Here is a 21,673-nt window from a genome sequence, read left to right on the forward strand (position 1 = left end):
ATGAGCTGAGGGAAGCGCACTAGCCCCTGCGAGCCGGAGCTGGACACCAAGAAAAGCGGAGGCGAGCATTTAGGGGCGTATGCGGTGGACTGAAGCGATTAAGATAAAGGATTCACTTGAACGTAGTGAACCGATGATGACTTATCGAAATGAGCTGAGGGAAGCGCACTAGCCCCTGCGAGCCGGAGCTGGACACCAAGAAAAACAGAGGGCGCTCGTTCAGCTCCGACAGGCATAAGACGCGAAGCGGAAAACGGGTGACCTTTCCCGTTTATCGATGCGTGGCTTATGACCCGAAGAGCTAGCGCCCGGAGCTGGACACCATCAGAAAAACTCAAAACCTTCCTCAGAATTCGTCTGCAGGAAGGTTTTTTTGCGCGTTGCGCATACTACCGAATGTGTAGTGGCAAACATTTCAATTCTGGCTTACGGAACATAGTTCAAAAGATACTTAACTCACAAAAGTCACTGTTGAACTGACGAATTCAACATACACACTCACAAACCGAAACCACCAACTTACAAATTCGCACCGTGAACTCACAAATCCCTCTACTGAATTCACAAAACTTTACACTTTCAGTTTGATCACAACGCCCAGCATGACCTTTCTCCCATTCTGACTCAAACCATATAGTCAGAACCCCTTTTATCGAGTAAAATAAAATCAAAAAAGGTGTGAACTGCTTTGCCTCATCTTGTGAAGTTTGCGGAATATGTAAGCAGCCATAAAACTCAGTTGGCTGAAGAAATTGTAGACTCAGTGGTCGAAAGAGCAAGCCTAGGTATTTCTTCTGATGAGCGTGAAAATGCAATTGAGATGTATAAGGAATTTTTAACTTTCCTTGGTGACCTTGCTGAACAGCACAGAACGACTGCGCCTGAAGCCTTAATTAGCTGGAGCAAAAAAAATGCAGCAATGCAGGTTGCTGCAGGAGGAAAAATTTCAGAAATTATCGTCCGCTATCAGCCAACCCGTGAAGTATTTATTGAAGTGGTAAACGAAATAGGCGAACAATTAAACCTTTGTATCAAAGAACAGTCAGAGATTATTAAAAAAGTAGACCTGCTGCTTGATACAAGCCTGAATGAGACTGTTTTTGCATTTGAAGCGATGACGGAGCGGAGAGAAGAACGTTTTCAGGAAGAAGCCGCACGTCTGTCAGCACCGATCGTACCTGTGAAGGAAGGTGTTGTCGTGTTGCCGCTCATTGGTGAAATGACAGCTTTCAGAGCCCAGTACATTCTTGAACACGTACTGCCCGAGGTCTCAAAAACAGATATATCCTATGCCATTATTGATTTTTCAGGGATTACTCCTGTAGATAACGAAGTTGCACAATACCTGCATCAGATGAAAGGCATGCTTCAACTACTGGGTGTAGAAGTACTTGTATCAGGCTTCAGACCGGACACAGTAAAATCACTTGTCAGCAGCGGCCTGATGGATTTCAAAAAAATTAAATCCTTCACGACAGTCAAGCAGGCACTTGAAAGTCTGGATGGTTTGAGAATCTGATAATAGGAAAACAGCATTTCTATTGCAAAATACTGTTTTTCATATTTTAAATACAGGAGGAATTTCATGGATTTATTTATCCCGTTGATGAGCACTCTTATTTTTTTCTTTGTTCTATTTTATGTGATCCGATCCGCTGTAACTGAAGGCATAAATCGTTCTGTCATTGGGCGGCAGCATAATCAAAACAGTGATGTGCCTGTACCTCAGCGTGCGGAGCGTAACTATTCACTACTTAGAGGCGGCAAAGTCATCACTTTTCAAAAAGCGAAAGCATCTAAATTTGAACCTATATTGTCACTGCTTAAAAATTGTGCCGAAGAGCTGCAGAATCGCGGCATTAAACAATGGAGTTATTTACTATCCGGTGGTGAAGACGCTAAGGTCAGGAAAGACATTGAACAGGGCAATACATACGCTGTGTATGAAAAAGACGAGCTAATTGGCACGTTCACTTTAAAGAAAGGCCCTGAGTCCTGGGACGAACATATCTGGAAGGATAGAGTAGATCACGATGCACTTTATCTTCACAGGCTTGCGGTGAGTTCGGATGTCAGGAAAGAAGGAGTCGGCGTTCATGCCTTTCATGGATTGAGGAGCACCACACAGGAAATGTACTCATGCTTGATTGCGTGGAAAGTAATGAGGAGCTTGGTCGATTTTATCAGTCCCACGGCTTCGAATCAGCCGGTTCTTATGATGGACACAGTCGATATTGGAAAAGACTTTAGATTCGATGATCATGCAAAAAGCTCATTGCCTGAACATCACAGGCAATGAGCTTTTTTCAACCTTTTATTCTATCTGCACAAGTCTCCAGCAATGCTTCGGCGGAAATCAGTTTTTCTCCTCCACCCTGTGCGAAATCCGGTTTCCCTCCGCCTCTTCCATTTATTTCAGGAAGTACGGACTTAATCAGCTCGTTCATATTCACCTGATTTTCAGTGCCTCTTCCGCATACAAGCTGAAGCTTTTCCTGCGTTTCATTTACAAAGATCACGACGCTTTGATCAGATTTACTAATAATCATTTTTGAAAGCTGCTGCAGCTCGTCAATTGGCTGGTCCCTGAATATTTTCTTCACAACCTTTTCACCAATATACTGCTCAGCTTCAAACGCTAACACCTTAGCCTTCAGCTCAACAATGTCCTTTTCAAGCAGTCTATTTTGCAAGATCATCCGTTCAGCCGCGTCTGCCAACTGATCCTGCGGCGCACTCAGTGTTGCAGTCAGGTTTTGTATGGCCTTATGTTTTTCATTCAGCTGGTGCAGCACCCTGCTGCCGCACACAAAGTGAACGCGCGTATTCCCACGCTGTTTTTCCGTATGAAGGATTTTGATCGACCCTACCTGCGACGTAGACCGTGGGTGAGTGCCGCCGCAGCCGTTGTAATCAAATTCCGGAATGATCACAAGTCTGATATGATCGGATACAGCAACATCTTTTCTGAGCGAATATTGCTTCAGCTCGTCCTTGTTCACCCATTTCGTTTCAATTGGACGGTTCTGCAGTATGATTTGGTTCGCTTTTTCTTCCGTTGCTGTCAGCACTTCTTCGCTCACGCTTGCCTCCAAATCAATCGAACAAACCTCTCCCCCTAAATGAAAACTCACCGTTTTGAAGCCAAAATCATTTTCAAATACCGCAGATAAAATATGCTGACCGGCGTGTTGCTGCATATGATCAAAGCGGCGCTGCCAGTTAATTTCACCGTCAACAGTCTCCGGTAATTCATCTGTTCCTTCTATATAATGTCTGATCTCTCCATCAACTTCTTCAACGTCAAAGACAGGCACTCCATTCAGGTGCCCTGTATCATGCGGCTGTCCCCCGCCTGTCGGATAAAAAGCAGTCTGATCCAACACCACATAGTTTCGTCCCTCTTCATCAGTTCCTGAACCAGTTTTCTTTGCTTGAAAAGTTCTCATCTCAGCATTCTTATAATATAACTTCAAGGCGTACTACTCCCTTTCTCTTTCGTGTCCATCACGTCCCACGGCGTAATAATGCCGAGGATTGGTTTATTGCTTGCACCATTCTCTGTAATGATGAGCGTAACAAGCTTTTCTCCATGCTCAGCCGCCTGTGCAAAACGGTCCTGTGCTTCAAATAGGCTTGCTTCCTTTCCGATAAAACGATAACTTTTTTTCTTTTTATCAAAAGGCTGCAGATCCTTTACCTGAACATGTTCAATTGATAAGTTGTCATGATCAAGATGTGCCGCCAGCCAGTTCGCCACCCCACTGTCAGTCACCAATGATGTAACGAGGTTATGTTTGTCCACAAGCGGAAACTGGGAATACGCTTTCTCATTCATGTTGTGAAGTACTTTTCTTAAAGAAGAATCTTCATGCAGCGTCACGACATCTTTAATAAAGCGCTCTACAGTTGGCGGCACAATTAGCTCACTTCTGATTTCTTCAATCAGATTCACTACATAAGGTGTCGGTTCAGCCAGCACTTCATTTGTATAAGTATGTACAATCGCATTTCTCAGTTCAGCAATTTCTTTCAAATCGCTGATATAACGCTTCACAACCCGGTCATTACGCTGAGCCGCTTTATCTAAAAGCGCCTGAAAACTCATGTAATCACCTTTATTATGCTTCGTTTTCAAATAGCTTTCAATTTCATTAAAATCACGCAAAAATGCGCGGGAATTTGCAGAGTCCATTATTTTGTCCCCTTTTTAATTTATGATACAGGTTTTGGGAGGTGTGGTCACTTATTTGAGGGGTTGAAGAAGTTTAAAAAGGTTATATTTGATATCGCACAATCTCTATCAACGTGAAAAAACCGGAAAATGATTCCGGTTACTTTTACATATAAAAAAACTCATCCTGTGTCTTTTTTATAGGTCTTGCTGTCCCACGCCCAGTTAAAAAAAGAATTGCCGATCAGGATAAACAGTGGGATCACAATACTTTGAGTCCAGTTAATCTCACGCCCGCTAAATATATCAAATAATATTAATGTGATAAACATCAACACAAATGATACAACCCAAAACCGGGGACCTTTTCTAAAGCGATCCGCCTTCTTCAAAACACCACCCCTTTACCCCGAAAAAATTGCTACGCCAACAAACAAAATCCATGCCAGCACCGTAAACAGCTGAATGATAATTCCAACAATGCTGCAGATCAATCCTGATATCGCCAGACCTTTCCCGGCTTCTTCAGACATTGCAATCTGTTTCATCGAGATGTTAGCTGTAATGATGCCACCTATTCCCAGAAAAAAACCTAGAAACGGAACCATAAGTGATAAGATTCCAAGTGTTAACGAAACAATTGATTGTGTATTTGTCTGTGTCACGTGATCAGCTCCTTACAAATATTTACGGTTGAAATGAAAAAAAGATTCATCCTCTTCCCAATAATCGACATTTAGAAGCGTGAAGCACAATAAATTGCAGGACATGTATGCTATGATCATTCATACAAAGTTTAAAAGGAGATAATAAGGAGGTCATTCTATCACTTTCTTACGTCCTGCTTTAAGAAGTATATTGTTTCTTTTACTGACTGCTGTGATTACCGGCCTAGTGCTGCTGATTGGTGCAGCCCCTGCGGCATTTTCAACACCGCTTGCAATTACGGCTGCAGTGCTGTTCGCCGCTTCAGTAGTGATGGCATTTTTCCAGCTGTTTGTAGCACCGCAAATTAATATTTATACCATCGTTGGCATGCTTTTTTCGGTCGTGAATATCGCTTCACTGTTTTCATTTCTGATGCTGATGATGGCTGAACCGATCTGAGTGAGGGATTGTTTATGGAAAAAATTGAGTTCAAAGAATGTAAGACGAATGAAGAGATGATTGCTGCCTTTCCTGTGATGAAGCAGCTGCGGACACATTTAAACGAAGAAACTTACATCAGTCTGGTAACCGAAGCACGTCAAAAAGATCAGTATAGGCTATTTGCACTTTACGAGGGCAATCAGATTGTGGCAGTTGCAGGTTTCAAACCAATGATCACACTCTACTATGGAAGATTTGTATGGGTCTGCGATCTGGTGACTGATCAGGCCAAACGATCACATGGTTATGGTGAAAAGCTTTTGAATCTTGTGCACGACTGGTCACGCAAGGAAGGTTATGAACGCGTTTCCCTCTCTTCAGGACTTCAGCGCAAAGACGCTCACAGATTTTACGAGGATAAGATGGATTATGATAAGGTGAGTTATGTATTTAAAAAAGAGCTTTAACAACTTTATGGAATGAACACAAAAAGCAGGCATACACGCCTGCTTTCAGTTTTTTCTTAAGCTGTTTATTCTCATTGCAGTCACACAATCGCTGCACGAAAGCTCAAATATTTTATCAAAACCGCTCTGTTTACGCGGGCGATGAGCTCTAATCACAAACTCTTCATAGAGCTCCATCTTCTTATAACATCTGCTGCATTTTAAACCGTTGGGAATCGTACTCACCCTTTCATTTCACTCGATACAATTTGCTTTTTGCACAGATTCATTATTCCCTAACTGCCATTTCCCATAACATTTCAAGAATAGTTTTTTCTATTGTGGAAATCCTTTTAACTACAGGAGGTTATGCACAATGAGTGAAGATACTAAAAACGATTCTGTTGAGCAGCGCATGAAAAAAAGACGGGGGCAGGATATTGAACCACAGCGCGACCCTGAAAAACCGGCTCATACAAAAACGGCAAAGGGTAAAATGTGACTGAAAAGAGCCAGAAGATGGCTCTTTTTCATTTATCTCACTCATTTATTGAAAGAATAGGCATAAGCAGTGTGCAAATGAACTTCCTTTTGCTAAAATTAGACATTGACAGTACATATTTGTGAAGTATTGCGCATATTTACTCAGGCAGTTCAGAAAGGACGACCCCTTATGGCGTTTTTTTTATTAATGGCATTGGCCAGTATTCCGCTATTTTTAGCGATTTCGTTGTTATACTACTCAAGATCATCAAATACAAAAGCACTTTCTGTATTTTTAATACTCATTTCAGTATGGCAAATGAGTATCTCATTCTTATACAGCCAGGATTTATTTGGCCTGGAGATCATTGATTCATTTTTCCGCACACTGAGATTTGGCCCAATTTTTCTGATGCCGCTTATGTATTATTTTGGTATCATCACAGTTCGTCAAAATCAAAAACTCGGCAATTACAACAATTATTATAATTTCAGCATATTAATCTTTCTTACTCTTTTCAGTCTTGTAACCTATGTGATTAACTTTACCCAATCGGGAATCATCGGCTATCATACTGTTCATGATGGTATGCATTCCCCTGTCCATTTGATGCCCCTATATGGTGACCTTCATGTGATTTATGCACTGAATACTTTTCTTGTAGTTGTTACAACATTAATGTTTATCTTTATTGCAAATAAAATAGAATCTAAAAAATTACGATCCTTTTATGTGCAGATCAGCATTGGGGCAATTATCATTTTCGTTAACGGCCTGCTAAGTGCTTTTACACCGTTACCATTGTATTTTTCAAGCTTCAACTCAATCATTATTGCGATTTTATTATTTTTAAGCTTTGTACGGATGCAGTCCGGCACTCTGATTGAAGCAAATTCAAACCTTGCAAAACAGCGTACACTGCTTGAAAAAATCATGGATATCAACCCAAATTATCTCGTCGTCATTGATAAAAACGATCAGATTATCAGGCTGAATGATTCGATTTGCAGGCTTCTGTCTATTTCACAGGAACAGTATACAAAAAAAGACTTTACCGCCCTTCTTGCTATCCGTGAACTGAATCCCGCACAGAGCAGAATGCTCACACGTTCCGGAGAAATCCGTTATATCAAATGGAATTACGAAACGCTTCAGCTCGATAATCAGGAAGTATATACGCTATTCATCGGGGTTGATTTCACCGAACAAAAGCAAAATGAAAGATTACTTCTCGATTCCGAGAAATCCAAAGTCGTTGGAGAGCTTGCAGCAAGTATTGCACATGAAATCCGCAATCCCCTCACAACTGTAAGAGGGCTGATACAGCTATCTAAAGAAAAAGTGGCAGATCCGAAACTGGAAAATATAATTTTAGAAGAAATTGACCGGATTGTTGACGTTTTAAAAGAATTACTTCTTCTTGCCCGCCCTGAAGCAAAAATTGAAACTGAAGAGAAGAACGAGATCGTAAATGTTGTAGAAGAGCTGGAAAATATACATTTCCTTTATCAATCAGTCGCAACGAGTGAAAATAAATTTATTTCAATCGAAAATTTGCTAACATCCAACGGCTTGATTGATATTCAAAAATCCCATTTTAAACAGATCATGATCAACTTTTTAAAAAACAGTCTTGAAGCAACTGTTGCAGAAAGCAAAATCAAAATCAAAGTAGATAATGCCGGCGAGCACATCCGGATCAGAATTTTGGATAATGGCAGAGGAATTGAAAAATCCAGACTCTCCAGAATTGGCGAACCTTACTACACAACCAAAGACAGAGGGACCGGTATCGGCATGGCCGTCTGCTTTAAGCTGATAAAAGACTACAACGGAGAAATCAAAGTAAATAGTAAAGTTGACTGGGGCTCCACCATCACGGTGTTGTTCCCTGCAGCAATCGTGAAATATCCTATAACATCAGAAATAATTTAAAAGAAATGGGACAAAAACTGTGTTCATCACATCGTTTTTGTCCCATTTTATTACCCTGTATATACATCTTCTTTTGCATATCGGATCCTATCCGGTTTAATCGTAGCCAGAGAGAATGCCAGAGTGATCGGTCCCACTCTGCCCAGAAACATTAAGATAATGATAATGATTTTACCAGGCGCACTCAAATCATCCGTAATTCCCATGGACAGACCGACTGTACCGAATGCAGAGAACACTTCAAAAACGACTTCTAAAAATGGCAATTCAGGATCAGTGAGTGTCAGACCGAGCAAACAGAAAAAAATCGTGATAAAACCAGCAAACGTAATCGAAAATGCTCGCATCACAATATTATTTCTAATCGTTCGCCCTAACACTGAAACTTCACTTTTATTCTGAAGATAGGTGATGAACGTCAGTATGATAATAATTGCGGTTGTCAGCTTAATTCCACTTCCCGTAGAACCGCTGCCCGCTCCAATAAACATCAACATCATCATAAATAAAATAGATGACTCCTCCATACTGCCAATATCCAGTGAATTAAAACCTGCAGTTCGTGTAGTTACGCCTTGAAAATATGAAGCCCAGAATTTATCCATCAGTGAAAGGCCGCCCAGTGTATCAGGATTACCATACTCTGCAAAGAAGATGAACAAAAGCGCAACAGTATTAATAATAAGTGTTCCGACAATCATCAGCTTCGAATGTAACGTCAATTTTTTGAATCGGGGCTTTTTATAGACATCCACAAGTACAGTAAAACCAATACCCCCCAATATAAACAACCCAGTGATGACGAGATTGATCAGTGGATCACCCACATACCCGATCAGATTATCTGACCACAACGAAAAACCGGCATTGTTAAAAGCAGAAATAGAATGAAACAAACTGACATGCAGCCCTTCCATCCAGCCATACTCCGGCACCCATACTGTAGCAAGTAAAACCATTCCTGCCAGTTCAATGATCAATGAAAATATAAATAAAGATAAAACAAGCTTAACCACGCCACCAATAGAAGTCTGACTCAACGCTTCCTGGATCAGAAGCCTTTCCTTCAGGGTAATTTTTTTCCTTAAAAAAAGAATAACCAGCACCGCAAACGTCATAAAACCAAGTCCGCCAACCTGGATCAACATCATAATGATTGCTTCTCCAAACAGCGTAAACACCGTACCAGTATCAACTGTGACCAGCCCGGTTACAGTTGTAGCCGAAGTAGCTGTAAACAACGCATTCAGCCAGGAGATACCATCATACGTAGAGACCGGCAGTTTAAGCATCAGCATCCCTGCCATAATCGTTATACCAAAGCCGCACATCAGAAACTGCGGCGGGGTCAGCTGCACCTTTTTTAGTTTCATCATAGCGCCTCAATTCTATCTTATTGACGATAAATTACTCCTAATGGAAAGCTTTGTCAATAGGAGCAATATGGATAAAATAAAAGCACTTGAATGACCTTGTAAACGGCATTTATACAAAAAAAGTGCCCTCCACTGGACAATGGAGAGCCAAAACTAGCTAAAAGGTGATTTCGTCATGGTTAACAAACCGTTGACTGTTTTTTCTATACCCTGATTTTTATTTTTAGAAACTAGTTGGAGCACAGCGGGGACGGAGTTGTGTGATTCGTTTATGGAATTATTCTAATTTTGGCACACTCAACTCCGACCACCCTGTGCTATTTTTAGAATCATTCTAACCCAATCCAACCATCATTCCCCAAACACATTCACAAACTTCGTAAAACTCTCAACAAACTTATCAATCTGCCTCACTGTCCCTTCATCTTTCAGCCGGCCGGATTCTGGATCTATTTTTGTCTGATAGCGGCTTGCGATGATTTTAGGGTTGGTCATAATGTTGGCATTCATGTTGGTGAGTGTCTGGCGCACCTGCATTTGTGAAAGTGCGGTTCCGACACTGCCGTTAGAGGCTCCGGCAATTGCAACCGGCAGATTTCTAATGGAGAATTCTTCTGGTGAACGAGAAGCCCAGTCGAGTGCATTCTTCAGTCCTCCAGGCATACCCGCATTATATTCAGGTGTGACAATCAGCACCCCATCCGCCTCATTCAGTTTTTTTCGGAATGCTTTAACAGGGTCAGGGTCACCCGCTTGTTCTATATCTTCATTGAATAGCGGCAACTCTCCAATCTCAGCTTCTTTTACTCGCCACTTTCCCTCTGACTGATGAACGATCTCATTCATCAGCTTGCGATTCAGGGAATCTTTTCTGAGACTTCCACACATGGCTACTATAACCGGTAAAGATTCCATAAGCACTTCCCTTTCGCAACACATATTTTCTCTATTGTAAAAGAACTCGGATCATTTCACATCTTCTAATGTTGTTTCTGTTGTACATGAACCAAGCCTTCTTCCTGACCCGCTTTTCGTTTCGTTAAATAGTTGAGCCCGCTCAGCAGCGCACCTGAAATCGCCATGGCAATCGCAAGCCAAATCGCATCAAGATAGACGTAACAAGCAAGTCCAATACAGCCAAAAATGATGAACAACATACTTCTATCTTCTTCTTTTGTAAGAATCAAACCCCACAAAGTAATTAAGGAACCGAGTAGTATCACTTGCAGAAGCCTCTGCAAATTAAAATCCAAATAAACCTCAAGAAATGGTGCAATTACACTGATTACAATTCCACCGGCTGCCTGAATGCCCTTACCTAATTTCTCCATTTTAACCCCCACTATATGCGGCATGCTTTACAGGTAAATCATACCATTTTAAATTATTTTTTTCAATAGTCAGTCTTTATGATTCAAGACGCCATGTGCATGTTCGGGACGGAGGTTAAAGTGTCATGATATGTACGCTTCAGGGACAGAGTTAGCACACTTCCTCAACTATCAGTTGTTTCAAGTCTGTCCCCACATGCTCATTTCATGTACATTTAACCTCCGTCCCCAAAGTTAGTCTCAGCAATTTTTATTATACATTCACAAAAAAGTTGCACTAAGCAAAGTTTTATCATATAGTATGTTTATAATTATTTTAATCTGAAGGAGAATGCTGAATGGATGGTGCAGTTTTATATGCGTTTCTGTTGACGCTTTTTGCCGGGCTGGCCACTGGTGTCGGCAGTATGTTTGCTTTTTTTGCTAAACGGACAAATACAGCTTTTTTATCGATTGCGCTTGGCTTTTCAGCTGGTGTGATGATTTACGTCTCATTTATTGAAATTTTCCCAAAGGCGCTTGATGAGTTGGCGTCTGTACACGGGGATCAGTCAGGCATGCTTTACACGGTTCTGGCATTTTTTGCAGGTATGTTATTTATCGCACTGGTTGATAAGTTAATCCCTACTGTTGGGAACCCCCACGAATCTAAATTTGTCGAGTCAGCTCAGGACCCTGATGATGGTGAAACGGTTGCTGCTAAAGCAACAAAAAAAGCTACGCTCAATAAAAGTGCGGCTTTACGCTTGAGGAAAATGGGTGTGTTTATGGCGCTGGCGATTGCGATTCATAACTTCCCTGAAGGTTTGGCAACATTTATATCAGCACTGGATGACCCGGCAGTTGGTCTTGCAATCGCAATTGCAATTGCGCTGCATAATATTCCAGAGGGGATTGCAGTTTCTGTACCGATCTATTATGCAACCGGATCACGAAGAAAAGCATTTAAGCTATCGTTCCTGTCAGGACTTGCAGAGCCTGCAGGTGCACTGATCGGCTTCCTGATTTTGATGCCTTTCCTGTCAGATACAGTGTTCGGCCTTGTATTCTCAGCAGTCGGTGGAATCATGGTTTTCATTTCACTGGACGGTCTGCTCCCTGCAGCACGGGAATATGGGAAAGCCCACCATGCAATGTATGGTATGGTCTCAGGTATGATGGTAATGGCCGCGAGTTTGATATTGTTAATGTAATAAATAAACCTGGCTGCTGAAGAACGGTTCAGCAGCCAGGTTTTTTACTGTCTATTACTGTAAAATAATGACTTCTTGACCTGTTTCCTATGCAAACCGTGTGCTACAATAAAAATATCATATTTTACCAACTACATATTTTTCGGGGGAACAGCATGGTTATACTTAAAGCTTTCAGGCTCATCCTTGCAGTGTTTGCAAGTGGGGTTGCGCTCTATACTGCGTTTACAGGACATATACTATTTCCAATCTACTATTTAATTTTAGCGATCAGTCTGATTTTTGTGTGCACAGGGGTTGAACGGCTGCAAAGCAGTGATAGAAATCGTGGTGCATATGCCGATTTCGCTCTGGCAGCCGCGTTTATTCTTGCAGTAGTTTTTGTTGACTGGTGGTAAGTGTTTAACTATTAATCATACATAATTTCAGAACCAGTCCTAATTACTGGTTCTTTTTTTATTGAGCTTTTCCTACAAAATTTGCAATATCAAACATTATTACATGTTTATTTGTTTATTTATGAAAACATGACTTTATTTTAAAGGAATTTGCCTGTTTTACAGGAAAGTTAAGAGGTGCCAGACGACAATTTTTTTAAAAGGAGTGTCATGATGAAAAAGGCTGTTTTACTGATAGTAACCCTCGTATTAATGATTGCGGTGCCGGTTGTTTCCGGTTCATCCCTTCAGTCTGTGAATGATGCAATGAATGAACAAAATGGAACAGATGTCACGGTTGGCGGCTATATTGTTGGTGTACCGGTGTCGACTTCTACTGTTCAGCAATCCAACTTTACAAGTGACTATGCACTGGCTTTAGCGGATGCCCCTGGTGAAACGCAGATGTCAGAGATGATCTTTATTAAATTGGATGCTGCCTACCGCAGTGAGTTCGGCTTGATGAGTGATCCATCAAATTTAGGTGACTATATTGTAGTTGATGGCACGCGCGATGATTATTTCGCACATGAAGGCGTTGAAAACGTGACCTCGATCAGTCGTGATGCCACAGAAGATCCCGGGACAGGAACAGGCTATTACGCTGATGCTGAAGGGCAAAGCGGCGTGGCATTGAAGCAGGCACTACATAATATTATTGATGACCACAACGAAATTTCTTATGCAAATGCGTGGGACGCACTGCGCAACACGGATGAAGATCCAAATAACCCGAATAATGTGCTACTGTTGTATACCGGAAAATCGATTTCTAAATACGACAACGGCGGACTCGTAGATGAGTGGAATCGCGAGCACGTCTGGCCTCAGTCTAAAGGAGATTTCGGCACCGTGATGGGAACCGGTACTGATTTACACGCACTGCGACCGACTGATGTGACGGTAAATTCATCAAGACAGAACCTGGACTATGATAACGGTGGCAGGGTTCATCCCGAAGCACCAAATACATTCTATGACGGTGATTCATGGGAACCGCGTGATGAAGTAAAAGGCGATATCGCACGTATGGTCTTTTATATGGCTGTTCGATATGAAGGTGATGCAGGAGAAGTTGACCTTGAAGTGTTAGATCAGGTTGAGGTGGATGGTCCCTATCTCGGAAAGCTTTCTACTTTAAAAGAGTGGCATGACCAGGACCCGGTTGATGCATTTGAACGCAACCGGAATGAAGTGATTTTTGATGAGTATCAGGGGAATCGCAATCCGTTTATTGATCATCCGGAGTATGTAGAAGCGATCTGGTAAGAATATTCATAGAATGTAAGCCTGCTGGTACGACTACGGCAGGCTTGTATTTTTAAAGAGGTTTGATCTCGTATCCTTTCAATTTCAACAGATGCTGAAGCGCGTTTCTGAAAGTCGAAAATGATTGTACCCTTATGTCTTTCAGCACACCGGACAGCACCATCTCTTTTGCGAAATGAGGAGAGAACCCCACAAAAATCGTATTGGCGCCCATCAGTTTGACAGCACCGACCAGATCTTTCATCTTTCCTGCAATCAGCTGATAATCAGATGGATCTACATCGTTCGTATTCGTTCCAGTCAGATCAATGAGCACATTCTCCACCTCACCATGCTCAAGATGTTTCACCACAACTTCAAGAATATGTTCGAGCCTCCCTTCTGTCAGCCTTCCAGTCAGCGGCACCAAAATCGTGTGCGGCACAATTGAAGGGATAATCGGAGCAGAAAGGTCTTGAATATCACGCTCATAATGCGTAAGCTTTTGATTCAACAAAGCAATAACTTCCTTTAAACTTTCAATCGTATCAGTCATAAACGTCCCCCTCTTGCATCAGGCATGAAATTTGTGAATAGTATTACATACCCTTGAATGGAGGATTGGTAACCTCGGGATAAGCGAATCTAACCCAACCTGTTCTTTATGCTGTGTAAGCCCTGATTTCATTTGATAATTGCTCAAGACTACCTGTCATTTCCTCCAGATGCTTTGCAAGAGAAAGTGATTCGGTTGCTGCAGCGAGCTGTTCTTCTGACATTGAAGCAAGTTCCTGAGACAATAGATTGCCTTTTTCTGCGGTACTGATGGAGTGGTTCAACGTGTTACGGATCATCGTTTCCTGTTGAACAATTGTCTTTGAAAGTTCAGTAAGCTGCGATATACTTTCGACTATCTTAGTAGACGTTTTTTGTATCTGGTCAAACGCATGATTTGTCTGTTCAATCTTCTTTTCGCTTTCACTGATCAGATTTCTTTCCACTGCAGCAGCTGCCTTTACATTTTTCATCCTGCTCACAACTTCATTGACTGCCGTTTCAATCTGATCCGCTGTACGATCTGAATCGCCGGCTAGCTTCCTGACCTCTTCCGCCACAACAGCAAATCCTTTTCCGCTCTCCCCTGCTCTTGCAGCTTCAATCGAAGCATTTAGTGCTAACAGGTTTGTCTGATCTGTAATTGTTTTAATCATACCGGTGAACCCCGAAATCTGATTGAATTCTGATTCAAATTGATCCAATTCAAAGCCCATTTCTTTTGATAAGGTTGATACTTTTTGAAATTTTTCTGTGGTTTCCATGATCAAGTCCTTACCGGTATTTACTTCATCAGAAGCATTCCTTGTCTGCTGTTCCCATTCAGCAGCCTTAATACCTAATGTATTTGAAATATCATTTAATGTCTGAATTTCATTTAGCCCCGTCTGGTTCTGCTTGAATAGATTTTCAGCATCATCCTGCCAGTTTTGCAGAGCAGCAGTTGTTTCATGATTCACTTTTTGTGACTCCTGTGACCCTGCTACCACACCAGCTGAAACCACCTGAAGAGAAGAAACACTGGCAGTCAATTTATGAATCACCTGTTTAAAATAATGATCACTTTCTTCCTTTTGCGCTAAATGCATGCTTTCAATCCTGTTTTTATTTTGGACAAGTGCAATGTTTGCCCCCGCAGTTAGTAAAAGGAACACAGCATGAATCATCAGTAGCCCAAACATATAATCAGTTGTTCCGCAGAGTAGAACCGGATATAGAAAATACCCGCCAAGATGATGCAATGCAAAAATAGCCGTACTGAAGGCAATCATTGTGACTGAAGCAAAATAAGAAATCAGTGCAATGACCATAAAAATCGAAAAATGATACTCTACCCAGCCATCTCCTGCCGCAATTATAAACATCGACCCAAACGTTAGAGAGCTCGTAACGTAGAATTTGAACAATATATGATTTTCATCTTTTTTATACTGAAAAACCGCTGCTATAAAAGTAATTCCCATTAAAAGAGCAATTGTATAAAATATAGCATGATCAGTAGACGTTTTTTCACCAGACCTTAGCAACTGTGCTGCACTTTGGTTGAACTGAAATATTTCATGAGCTCCCCAAACGACTGCACCAATCAAAATTGTGACCAGGTTAAAAAACAAGATTAACCTGTTTCCATTTAACTTTTTCATCTTTACCCCCATCTATTTACTCATTACACTCATTATATTACCAATCCTTTAGTCCCTTAAACCAAACAGTTATATAAAACTTAAGAACCAAAAAAATAGAATACGATAGAAATAAACCATATCACATATTAAATTAGAACTAATTTATCTGTAACAGAAGATATTTTGTAAAGAGAGCAACTCGGGGTCAAACTTATGTATATGTTGGGGGGAGGAGATTCAATTGACAACCCTGATGCTTCAACCGATTTAAGTCTGTTACAATCGGGTCAGTGTATGCAACTTGACCTCCGTCCCCACAAAGTACACTCATTCCTAGTGATGATGTCCTTCAGAATGCTCTTCAGTTTCTTCCTCAAGTAACACTTTTTCATCTTCAGTCAAGCTGCCTACGGTAAAGCTTTTGACCGGCATAGCCGCTAATAAAACTACACCTTAATGATGATGCCCATCATCGTGCTCTTCAGGCTCTTCCTCTAAAGCCGCTTCCTCTTCTTCAGTCAACTCACCAACTGTAAAGCTTTTAACTGGCATGGAGGACACGTCTCCTGAACTGACGTGTGCCTGTATATAGTAGAGTCCTTCTTCCGTAAATTCAGCTTCAGCAGTGTAAACGCCTGCTTCACTGCTTTGCGCTTCGAACCATTCAGATTCTCCTGCAGTTCCCTGCCATACCTCAATCATAATATCGTCAGCAGATTCAAGTAATTCACCGTTTTCGGTTACATGAACTGTAAAAGTTTCAGGTGTATTTGCTGATATATTTTCAGGTAAATAAATATACGTTTCAAGAGGCTCAGCCAATCTCACTTCAGGATTCCCTGCTGCGCATCCGCTTAAAAATACTGCCCCTGCTAGTGTCAATGCTGCAATTCTTTTACTCATTTGCTCCCCCTCCTTCAAACAGCTGCTTTCGTAAAGGTCTGATGCGCGGGATCACAAACCGGTCAAGCAAATACATCACGATGATTGAGATTCCGACAAGTGGCATCAGTACACCAAGCGCCAGCATGATAAAAAATACTACTCTCGTAATTTTCTTATCCTTTGGCTTAGCAGGTGCACCGTAACGCCCTTTTGGTTTACGCTTTTTCCACATCACATATGAACTGAGAATCACAAAGATCAGTCCGATACATACAATCAGTCCAAGGATCTGATTCGCAAGACCAAAAAGCCGTCCTTCATGCAGTGCGATACCAAGTGTAATGCCCTGCGCCATGATGCCGTAATCCTGAAAACGTACATCACTTAAAATGGACCCCGTATACTGATCCAGGTGAAGTGTAGCACTATCAGATGGATTCGAATGAGAGGTTGCCAGTGTATAAACACCAGCTTCTCCCTGAGGCATTGAAATCGTATAAGGCTTTGCGATATTTTGCTGTGATGCCACACCCACAGCATCATCAACTGAGATCGGCACATAGCCATTATCCACTGATGACGGCACAGGCAGATTTTCAGAAGCCCACGGAACGTCAGATGCTATATCTTTAGCAAGTATCTGTGACTCAGGCTTTTCGCCAAAACTCTGGGCAAATGCAGGATAGCCTGTATTTGTAGAAGTAGCCAGGCGATTAATCTGCTCACCCATCACACCTGACCACGGCAGTCCGGTTAAAATTAAAATTAGAATACCAAGAGAAAGCCAAAATGCAGGCACTGCATGCATATCACGCCAAAACGTTCTGCCTTTGCTTCTGAGTCTCGGAAGCACCGTTCCCCAGATCGCTGACCGCTTTCTTGGCCACCACATATAAAGACCCGTGATCAGTAAAATCACAGCCCAGCATGCCGCAAGTTCAACAAGCAGGTTTGCTGCTGTTCCGCCAATTAACAATTCACTATGAATACTGACGAAAATATCAGTAAACCTTTCTCCTGACTGAATCTCACCTAACACGGCACCATTATATGGGTTCACATAAACAGAAGCTGCCTCCCCATTTTGTAAAATGCCAACTTCCGTTGTGCGGGCAGGATCATCATAAAAACTGACCGATGTCACACTTGCATCCGGATAACTTTCAAGCACACCGGCAGTTTGCGCAGTCACAGCAAGCGCTGTTGCTCCCTCTTCCACAAAGTACAGGTCCTGATACAGCACATTTTCAATCTGAGGCTTAAATAAATACACGCCCCCGCTAAAAGCTAAAATCAGTAAGAACGGCGAAAAAATTAACCCCGCATAAAAGTGCCACCTCCAGACCGCCTGATACAATGAAATACTGCGTTTTTTCCTCTTCTTCTCACTCACTTCACGCTCACTCATCTTTAACGCTTCCATCCTCACCACTCCTTCCCGGGCACACATGCCCCTTTCATTTCACAATCCTATTACTTAATTAACGCAGAATTTTTTTAAATGGATCACTTTTTCTGAGCCGTATTTAAAAAATTGTAGCAGTGGTGTGTGAAGTCAGCGTGAAATAGAACTGAAAATAAAAGTAAGAATGTCAATCTTTCACTTGCATAACTTTCAAAGAAAAGATAATATGTAAAACGTAATCATTACTATTTACATAAAGGAGCTGACGTTTTTGAAAAAATACTCATTATTTATCTGGACACTTATGCTGGGTGTTCTTTTACTGGCTGCATGCAATACTTCTGACACCTCTCAGGAGACAAACAGTACTGACAGCAATGAAACTGGAACTGAGGAGAAGAGTGAAAATGCGATAGAGGATCACAATCATCATGAGGAGGACGACCATGAAGAGCATGCGCACGTCAATGAAACCACTGCGCGTTTGACAGTGGCTCATGAAAACGGCATCTGGATTTTGGACAGTGATCATGATGAAGTCATTGAATCTCTTGATCTGAGCGTTTCTGCGCTTAGTCTTTCACCAAATCAGCGCCATATTTTTGTAAATGACCGTGAGAACGGCGTTGTAAAACTACTGGATTCAGGTGTATGGTCGGAGTCTCACGGAGATCATGCGCACGATTACATAGAAAGTCCGATTCTTTCATCATACGAAATAGAAGGTGACCAGCCCACTCATTTTGTAAATCACGCCGGCCGCACCGCTATCTTTGATGACGGCAGCGGAGAAGTTCATGTTTATGAGGATACATCGTTAACAACTGAGAATGCACCGGCACCAGTGGCAGCAATTCAAACAGTTCCTCACCACGGGGTAGCAGTCCCGCTTTCAGACGGACGTAATATCGTTTCTTACACACCTGAGGAAAACCCTCAGCCACTTCCTGAAGGCATTTCGATTTATAATGCTGAAGGTGAGAATGAGACAAGGTATTCGAACTGTCCTGGCCTTCATGGAGAAGCTTCCGGTGGATCAGATGAAGTTGAAACAGTGGCTTTCGGCTGTAAAGGCCAGGTGCTTCTTTATCACCCAGCTGAAAATAGCATAACGGAACTCGCACTCCCTGACGCAGGTGCACGCGTTGGATCACTTAAGGGAATCTCAGCCTCCAATTATATGATTGGGAACTATAGCAGTGAAGAAGATTCTGCATTAAATACTCACCTCTCCCTGATTCACTTAAGGGATCGGACAATTGAAACAATCGACCTTGGAACGGAGTATGTCGGCAGCATAACAATGGATGAGGAGCACGCTTATGTGCTGGGTAAAAACGGTTCACTATTTGTGATCCATTTATCGACAGGAGAAATTGAGTCAGAAACTGCAGTAATTGACCCGATCGAACCTACAGAAGGTCATGGCCATGGAACACCAAACCCTGCCCTTGCACTCGTTGAAGGGATTGTATATGTAACTGATCCTGCTACAATGACACTTCATCAGGTTGATCCTGCACATGGAGAAGCAAAAGCCATTCAAACTTTCGATACAGCACCAACTGCACTAATTGCGATTAAAAAAGGTGACCCGCACGACCATTAATATTCATTCCCCCTAAATGAATATATATAAAAAATGCCGGGTGTTGTGCCCGGCATTTTTGTGATTTGAACTCATATTTTTTGCCTTTTTGAGAATGATGACAAAAACGGCACACCCGGGACGGAGTTCAGTGCGCCACTTTTAGAATGATTCTTAAAATGAATCACACAACTCCGTCCCCGCTGTGCCGCTTATTCTTTAAGCAGCCGCGCTCCCTTCTCTAAAATCTCCTTCTTCTTATCAGCATCCCGCTTCTGCCACTGTTTATAGATTAGTCCCATCCGGTGATTATCGCTGAGTTTGTCAGCGTTCCGGTCTAAGAAGTGCCAGTATAGGGCGTTAAATGGACAGGCGTCTTCTTCTGTCTGGTGGTTGACGTTATATTTACAGGAGCCGCAGTAGTTGCTCATTTTGTTGATGTATCTGCCTGATGCGACGTAAGGCTTGGTGGAAAGGGTGCCTCCATCTGCATAGAGCGCCATACCTAGTACATTCGGCAGGACCACCCAGTCTTGGGCATCGATATACATTTCGTTGAACCAGTCTGAGGTCTGCTGCGGCGATAGCCCGTAAAGAGTTGCATAGTTACCGATCACCATGAGTCGTTGAATATGGTGGTTGTATCCATGCTCCACAACCGGCCGGATTGATTCATGCATACAATTCATATCAGTCTCTGCATCCCAGAAAAAAGAAGGCAGATCGCGCTGATGATTGAATTTATTTACATCACGATATTGAGGCATTTTCTTCAGGTAGACTCCGCGTATAAACTCGCGCCAGCCGATGATCTGCCGGATAAATCCTTCAGCTGAATTAAGCGGCACCTCTCCGTTAAGATAGGCCTGTTCAGCTTTTCTAACAACTTCCATTGGCGTCAGCAGACCAATATTAATAGAAGAAGAAAGCAGCGAGTGCGACATAAAGTCATCTCCTTCAAGCATGGCATCCTGATAAGTCCCAAAGGTTTCAAGCCTTTCTTTTATAAACTGATTCAGTGCCTGAAGTGCTTCTTTTCGCGTTACCGGCCACCTGAACGGCTTCAGTTCACCCGGGTTATCTCCAAACTGTTTTTCAACCTTTTCCATCACTTCTTTGGTGACATCATCAGGTCTGAATGATCGCGCCTTTGTAAATGTGGTGTTTCCCTTAGCAGACTTGCGATTCTCCTGATCAAACGACCACTTGCCGCCAACCGGATCATCGCCATCCACCAATACATTCAGCCGCTTCCGCATCCTCCGATAAAAAGGGTCCATCTTCCACGGTCCGTCACCTTTCAGCTCACTCTTAATCTCCTCAGCAGCCAGCAAAAATAACGGACGTGCATCAAGCACCTCCACTTCAATATCCGACAGCGACTTCTCCCACTTTTTCATCGCCTGCGTCATCCGATAATCCGTATGAACCGTATAGTAAACTTTTTCAGGCTCAAACGCTTTCACGTGCGCCTTCCACGCATCCTCAAATGAATCCGCTTCACGGTAATCCACCCGAAACCCTTTCTCCTCCAGTTCCGATGCAAAATGACGCATTGCAGAAAAAATCAACACAAGCTTCTGCTTATGATAATGCTGCCACGTTGAACGTGACTGCGCCTCAATCATCAAAAAAACATCCTTATCCTTATCTGCCTCTCTCACAACCGGCAGCTCATGGCACAACTGATTCCCAAAAATCCAGTGCGTCGCCATCAGCATCACCTCCTGATATAAATATACCCCGGGAGAAGTGAAGTCAGACTGTGTGGGTGTGTTCTGATGAATGTGCATGCTGGGGACGGAGGTTGCGTTGTCATGATATGTACACCCTGGGGACAGAGATGAGAAAAGCGGCACACTGGGGTCGGAGTTGTGTGTGTCAAAATTAGAATCATTCTCA

At 42.3% G+C, this 21,673-nt stretch carries 22 protein-coding genes; 10 read left to right on the plus strand and 12 right to left on the minus strand.

Features of this window, described 5'->3' with window-relative positions; all coding sequences use genetic code 11:
• Nucleotides 1–688 precede the first annotated feature (688 nt).
• A complete protein-coding gene (locus tag E2626_RS13390) occupies nucleotides 689–1,519 on the plus strand; it encodes an STAS domain-containing protein (RefSeq protein WP_134382285.1) in 831 nt (276 codons plus the stop codon).
• Between the two features lie 66 nt (nucleotides 1,520–1,585).
• Entirely contained in the window at nucleotides 1,586–2,299 is a 714-nt protein-coding gene (locus E2626_RS13395; RefSeq protein WP_134382286.1) for a GNAT family N-acetyltransferase, read from the plus strand.
• Between the two features lie 7 nt (nucleotides 2,300–2,306).
• Here the strand turns inward: E2626_RS13395 and E2626_RS13400 are convergent, their stop codons facing one another.
• From E2626_RS13400 to E2626_RS13415, 4 genes are all read right to left on the minus strand, one after another.
• Nucleotides 2,307–3,476: an alanyl-tRNA editing protein gene (locus tag E2626_RS13400; protein WP_244094332.1), complete on the minus strand. Its 1,170-nt coding sequence runs from the start codon at nucleotides 3,474–3,476 to the stop codon at nucleotides 2,307–2,309.
• Nucleotides 3,473–4,195, minus strand: coding sequence for a CBS domain-containing protein (locus E2626_RS13405; RefSeq protein ID WP_134382287.1), 723 nt, complete (start codon nucleotides 4,193–4,195; stop codon nucleotides 3,473–3,475). Before E2626_RS13405 ends, E2626_RS13400 begins: the two co-directional genes overlap by 4 nt.
• Before the next feature lie 161 nt (nucleotides 4,196–4,356).
• Nucleotides 4,357–4,566: a hypothetical protein gene (locus E2626_RS13410; RefSeq protein WP_134382288.1), complete on the minus strand. Its 210-nt coding sequence runs from the start codon at nucleotides 4,564–4,566 to the stop codon at nucleotides 4,357–4,359.
• 12 nt (nucleotides 4,567–4,578) lie between these two features.
• Nucleotides 4,579–4,839, minus strand: a complete 261-nt coding sequence (locus E2626_RS13415; RefSeq protein WP_244094333.1) for a DUF4190 domain-containing protein — start codon at nucleotides 4,837–4,839, stop codon at nucleotides 4,579–4,581.
• Between the two features lie 193 nt (nucleotides 4,840–5,032).
• On the opposite strand from E2626_RS13415, the gene E2626_RS13420 reads away from it, so the two are divergent.
• From E2626_RS13420 to E2626_RS13435, 4 genes are all read left to right on the plus strand, one after another.
• Nucleotides 5,033–5,281, plus strand: a complete 249-nt coding sequence (locus E2626_RS13420; protein WP_134382289.1) for a hypothetical protein — start codon at nucleotides 5,033–5,035, stop codon at nucleotides 5,279–5,281.
• 14 nt (nucleotides 5,282–5,295) lie between these two features.
• The gene (locus tag E2626_RS13425; protein ID WP_134382290.1) at nucleotides 5,296–5,730 is read left to right on the plus strand and encodes a GNAT family N-acetyltransferase; all 435 of its coding nucleotides are present in this window, start codon (nucleotides 5,296–5,298) and stop codon (nucleotides 5,728–5,730) included.
• 355 nt (nucleotides 5,731–6,085) lie between these two features.
• Nucleotides 6,086–6,211, plus strand: a complete 126-nt coding sequence (locus E2626_RS13430; RefSeq protein ID WP_134382291.1) for a 3-methyladenine DNA glycosylase — start codon at nucleotides 6,086–6,088, stop codon at nucleotides 6,209–6,211.
• A 171-nt stretch (nucleotides 6,212–6,382) separates the two neighbouring features.
• Complete coding sequence (locus tag E2626_RS13435) at nucleotides 6,383–8,128, plus strand: ATP-binding protein (protein ID WP_134382292.1); 1,746 nt, start codon at nucleotides 6,383–6,385, stop codon at nucleotides 8,126–8,128.
• 50 nt (nucleotides 8,129–8,178) lie between these two features.
• On the opposite strand, the gene E2626_RS13440 is transcribed toward E2626_RS13435, so the two are convergent.
• From E2626_RS13440 to E2626_RS13450, 3 genes are all read right to left on the minus strand, one after another.
• On the minus strand, nucleotides 8,179–9,501 hold the full coding sequence (locus E2626_RS13440) for a TrkH family potassium uptake protein (RefSeq protein WP_134382353.1): 1,323 nt from the start codon (nucleotides 9,499–9,501) through the stop codon (nucleotides 8,179–8,181).
• A gap of 354 nt (nucleotides 9,502–9,855) precedes the next feature.
• Nucleotides 9,856–10,419, minus strand: coding sequence for an NADPH-dependent FMN reductase (locus E2626_RS13445; protein WP_166786827.1), 564 nt, complete (start codon nucleotides 10,417–10,419; stop codon nucleotides 9,856–9,858).
• 65 nt (nucleotides 10,420–10,484) lie between these two features.
• Nucleotides 10,485–10,835 carry a hypothetical protein gene (locus E2626_RS13450; protein WP_134382294.1) on the minus strand — a complete coding sequence of 117 codons (351 nt, stop codon included), beginning with the start codon at nucleotides 10,833–10,835 and terminating at the stop codon, nucleotides 10,485–10,487.
• A 338-nt stretch (nucleotides 10,836–11,173) separates the two neighbouring features.
• On the opposite strand from E2626_RS13450, the gene zupT reads away from it, so the two are divergent.
• From zupT to E2626_RS13465, 3 genes are all read left to right on the plus strand, one after another.
• The gene (gene zupT, locus E2626_RS13455; protein WP_134382295.1) at nucleotides 11,174–12,028 is read left to right on the plus strand and encodes a zinc transporter ZupT; all 855 of its coding nucleotides are present in this window, start codon (nucleotides 11,174–11,176) and stop codon (nucleotides 12,026–12,028) included.
• Nucleotides 12,029–12,183: 155 nt separating this feature from the next.
• Nucleotides 12,184–12,426: a hypothetical protein gene (locus E2626_RS13460; RefSeq protein WP_134382296.1), complete on the plus strand. Its 243-nt coding sequence runs from the start codon at nucleotides 12,184–12,186 to the stop codon at nucleotides 12,424–12,426.
• A gap of 213 nt (nucleotides 12,427–12,639) precedes the next feature.
• Nucleotides 12,640–13,734 (plus strand): endonuclease, encoded by a 1,095-nt coding sequence (locus tag E2626_RS13465; protein ID WP_424955136.1) that lies wholly within the window; start codon nucleotides 12,640–12,642, stop codon nucleotides 13,732–13,734.
• Between the two features lie 52 nt (nucleotides 13,735–13,786).
• Here E2626_RS13465 and E2626_RS13470 read toward each other — a convergent pair whose 3' ends face one another.
• From E2626_RS13470 to E2626_RS13485, 4 genes are all read right to left on the minus strand, one after another.
• On the minus strand, nucleotides 13,787–14,269 hold the full coding sequence (locus tag E2626_RS13470; RefSeq protein ID WP_134382298.1) for an STAS domain-containing protein: 483 nt from the start codon (nucleotides 14,267–14,269) through the stop codon (nucleotides 13,787–13,789).
• A 106-nt stretch (nucleotides 14,270–14,375) separates the two neighbouring features.
• Entirely contained in the window at nucleotides 14,376–15,911 is a 1,536-nt protein-coding gene (locus E2626_RS13475) for a methyl-accepting chemotaxis protein (RefSeq protein ID WP_166786828.1), read from the minus strand.
• A gap of 435 nt (nucleotides 15,912–16,346) precedes the next feature.
• Entirely contained in the window at nucleotides 16,347–16,796 is a 450-nt protein-coding gene (locus tag E2626_RS13480; protein WP_134382300.1) for a FixH family protein, read from the minus strand.
• A complete protein-coding gene (locus tag E2626_RS13485) occupies nucleotides 16,789–18,201 on the minus strand; it encodes a PepSY-associated TM helix domain-containing protein (protein WP_134382301.1) in 1,413 nt (470 codons plus the stop codon). Before E2626_RS13485 ends, E2626_RS13480 begins: the two co-directional genes overlap by 8 nt.
• Nucleotides 18,202–18,454: 253 nt before the next feature.
• Between E2626_RS13485 and E2626_RS13490 the strand changes: the two genes are divergently transcribed.
• Nucleotides 18,455–19,792: a hypothetical protein gene (locus tag E2626_RS13490; RefSeq protein WP_134382302.1), complete on the plus strand. Its 1,338-nt coding sequence runs from the start codon at nucleotides 18,455–18,457 to the stop codon at nucleotides 19,790–19,792.
• A 191-nt stretch (nucleotides 19,793–19,983) separates the two neighbouring features.
• Here the strand turns inward: E2626_RS13490 and E2626_RS13495 are convergent, their stop codons facing one another.
• Nucleotides 19,984–21,486, minus strand: coding sequence for a cryptochrome/photolyase family protein (locus E2626_RS13495; RefSeq protein ID WP_134382303.1), 1,503 nt, complete (start codon nucleotides 21,484–21,486; stop codon nucleotides 19,984–19,986).
• Nucleotides 21,487–21,673: the final 187 nt, after the last annotated feature.

This window comes from Jeotgalibacillus salarius, from assembly GCF_004405125.1.
GTDB lineage: Bacteria > Bacillota > Bacilli > Bacillales > Jeotgalibacillaceae > Jeotgalibacillus > Jeotgalibacillus salarius.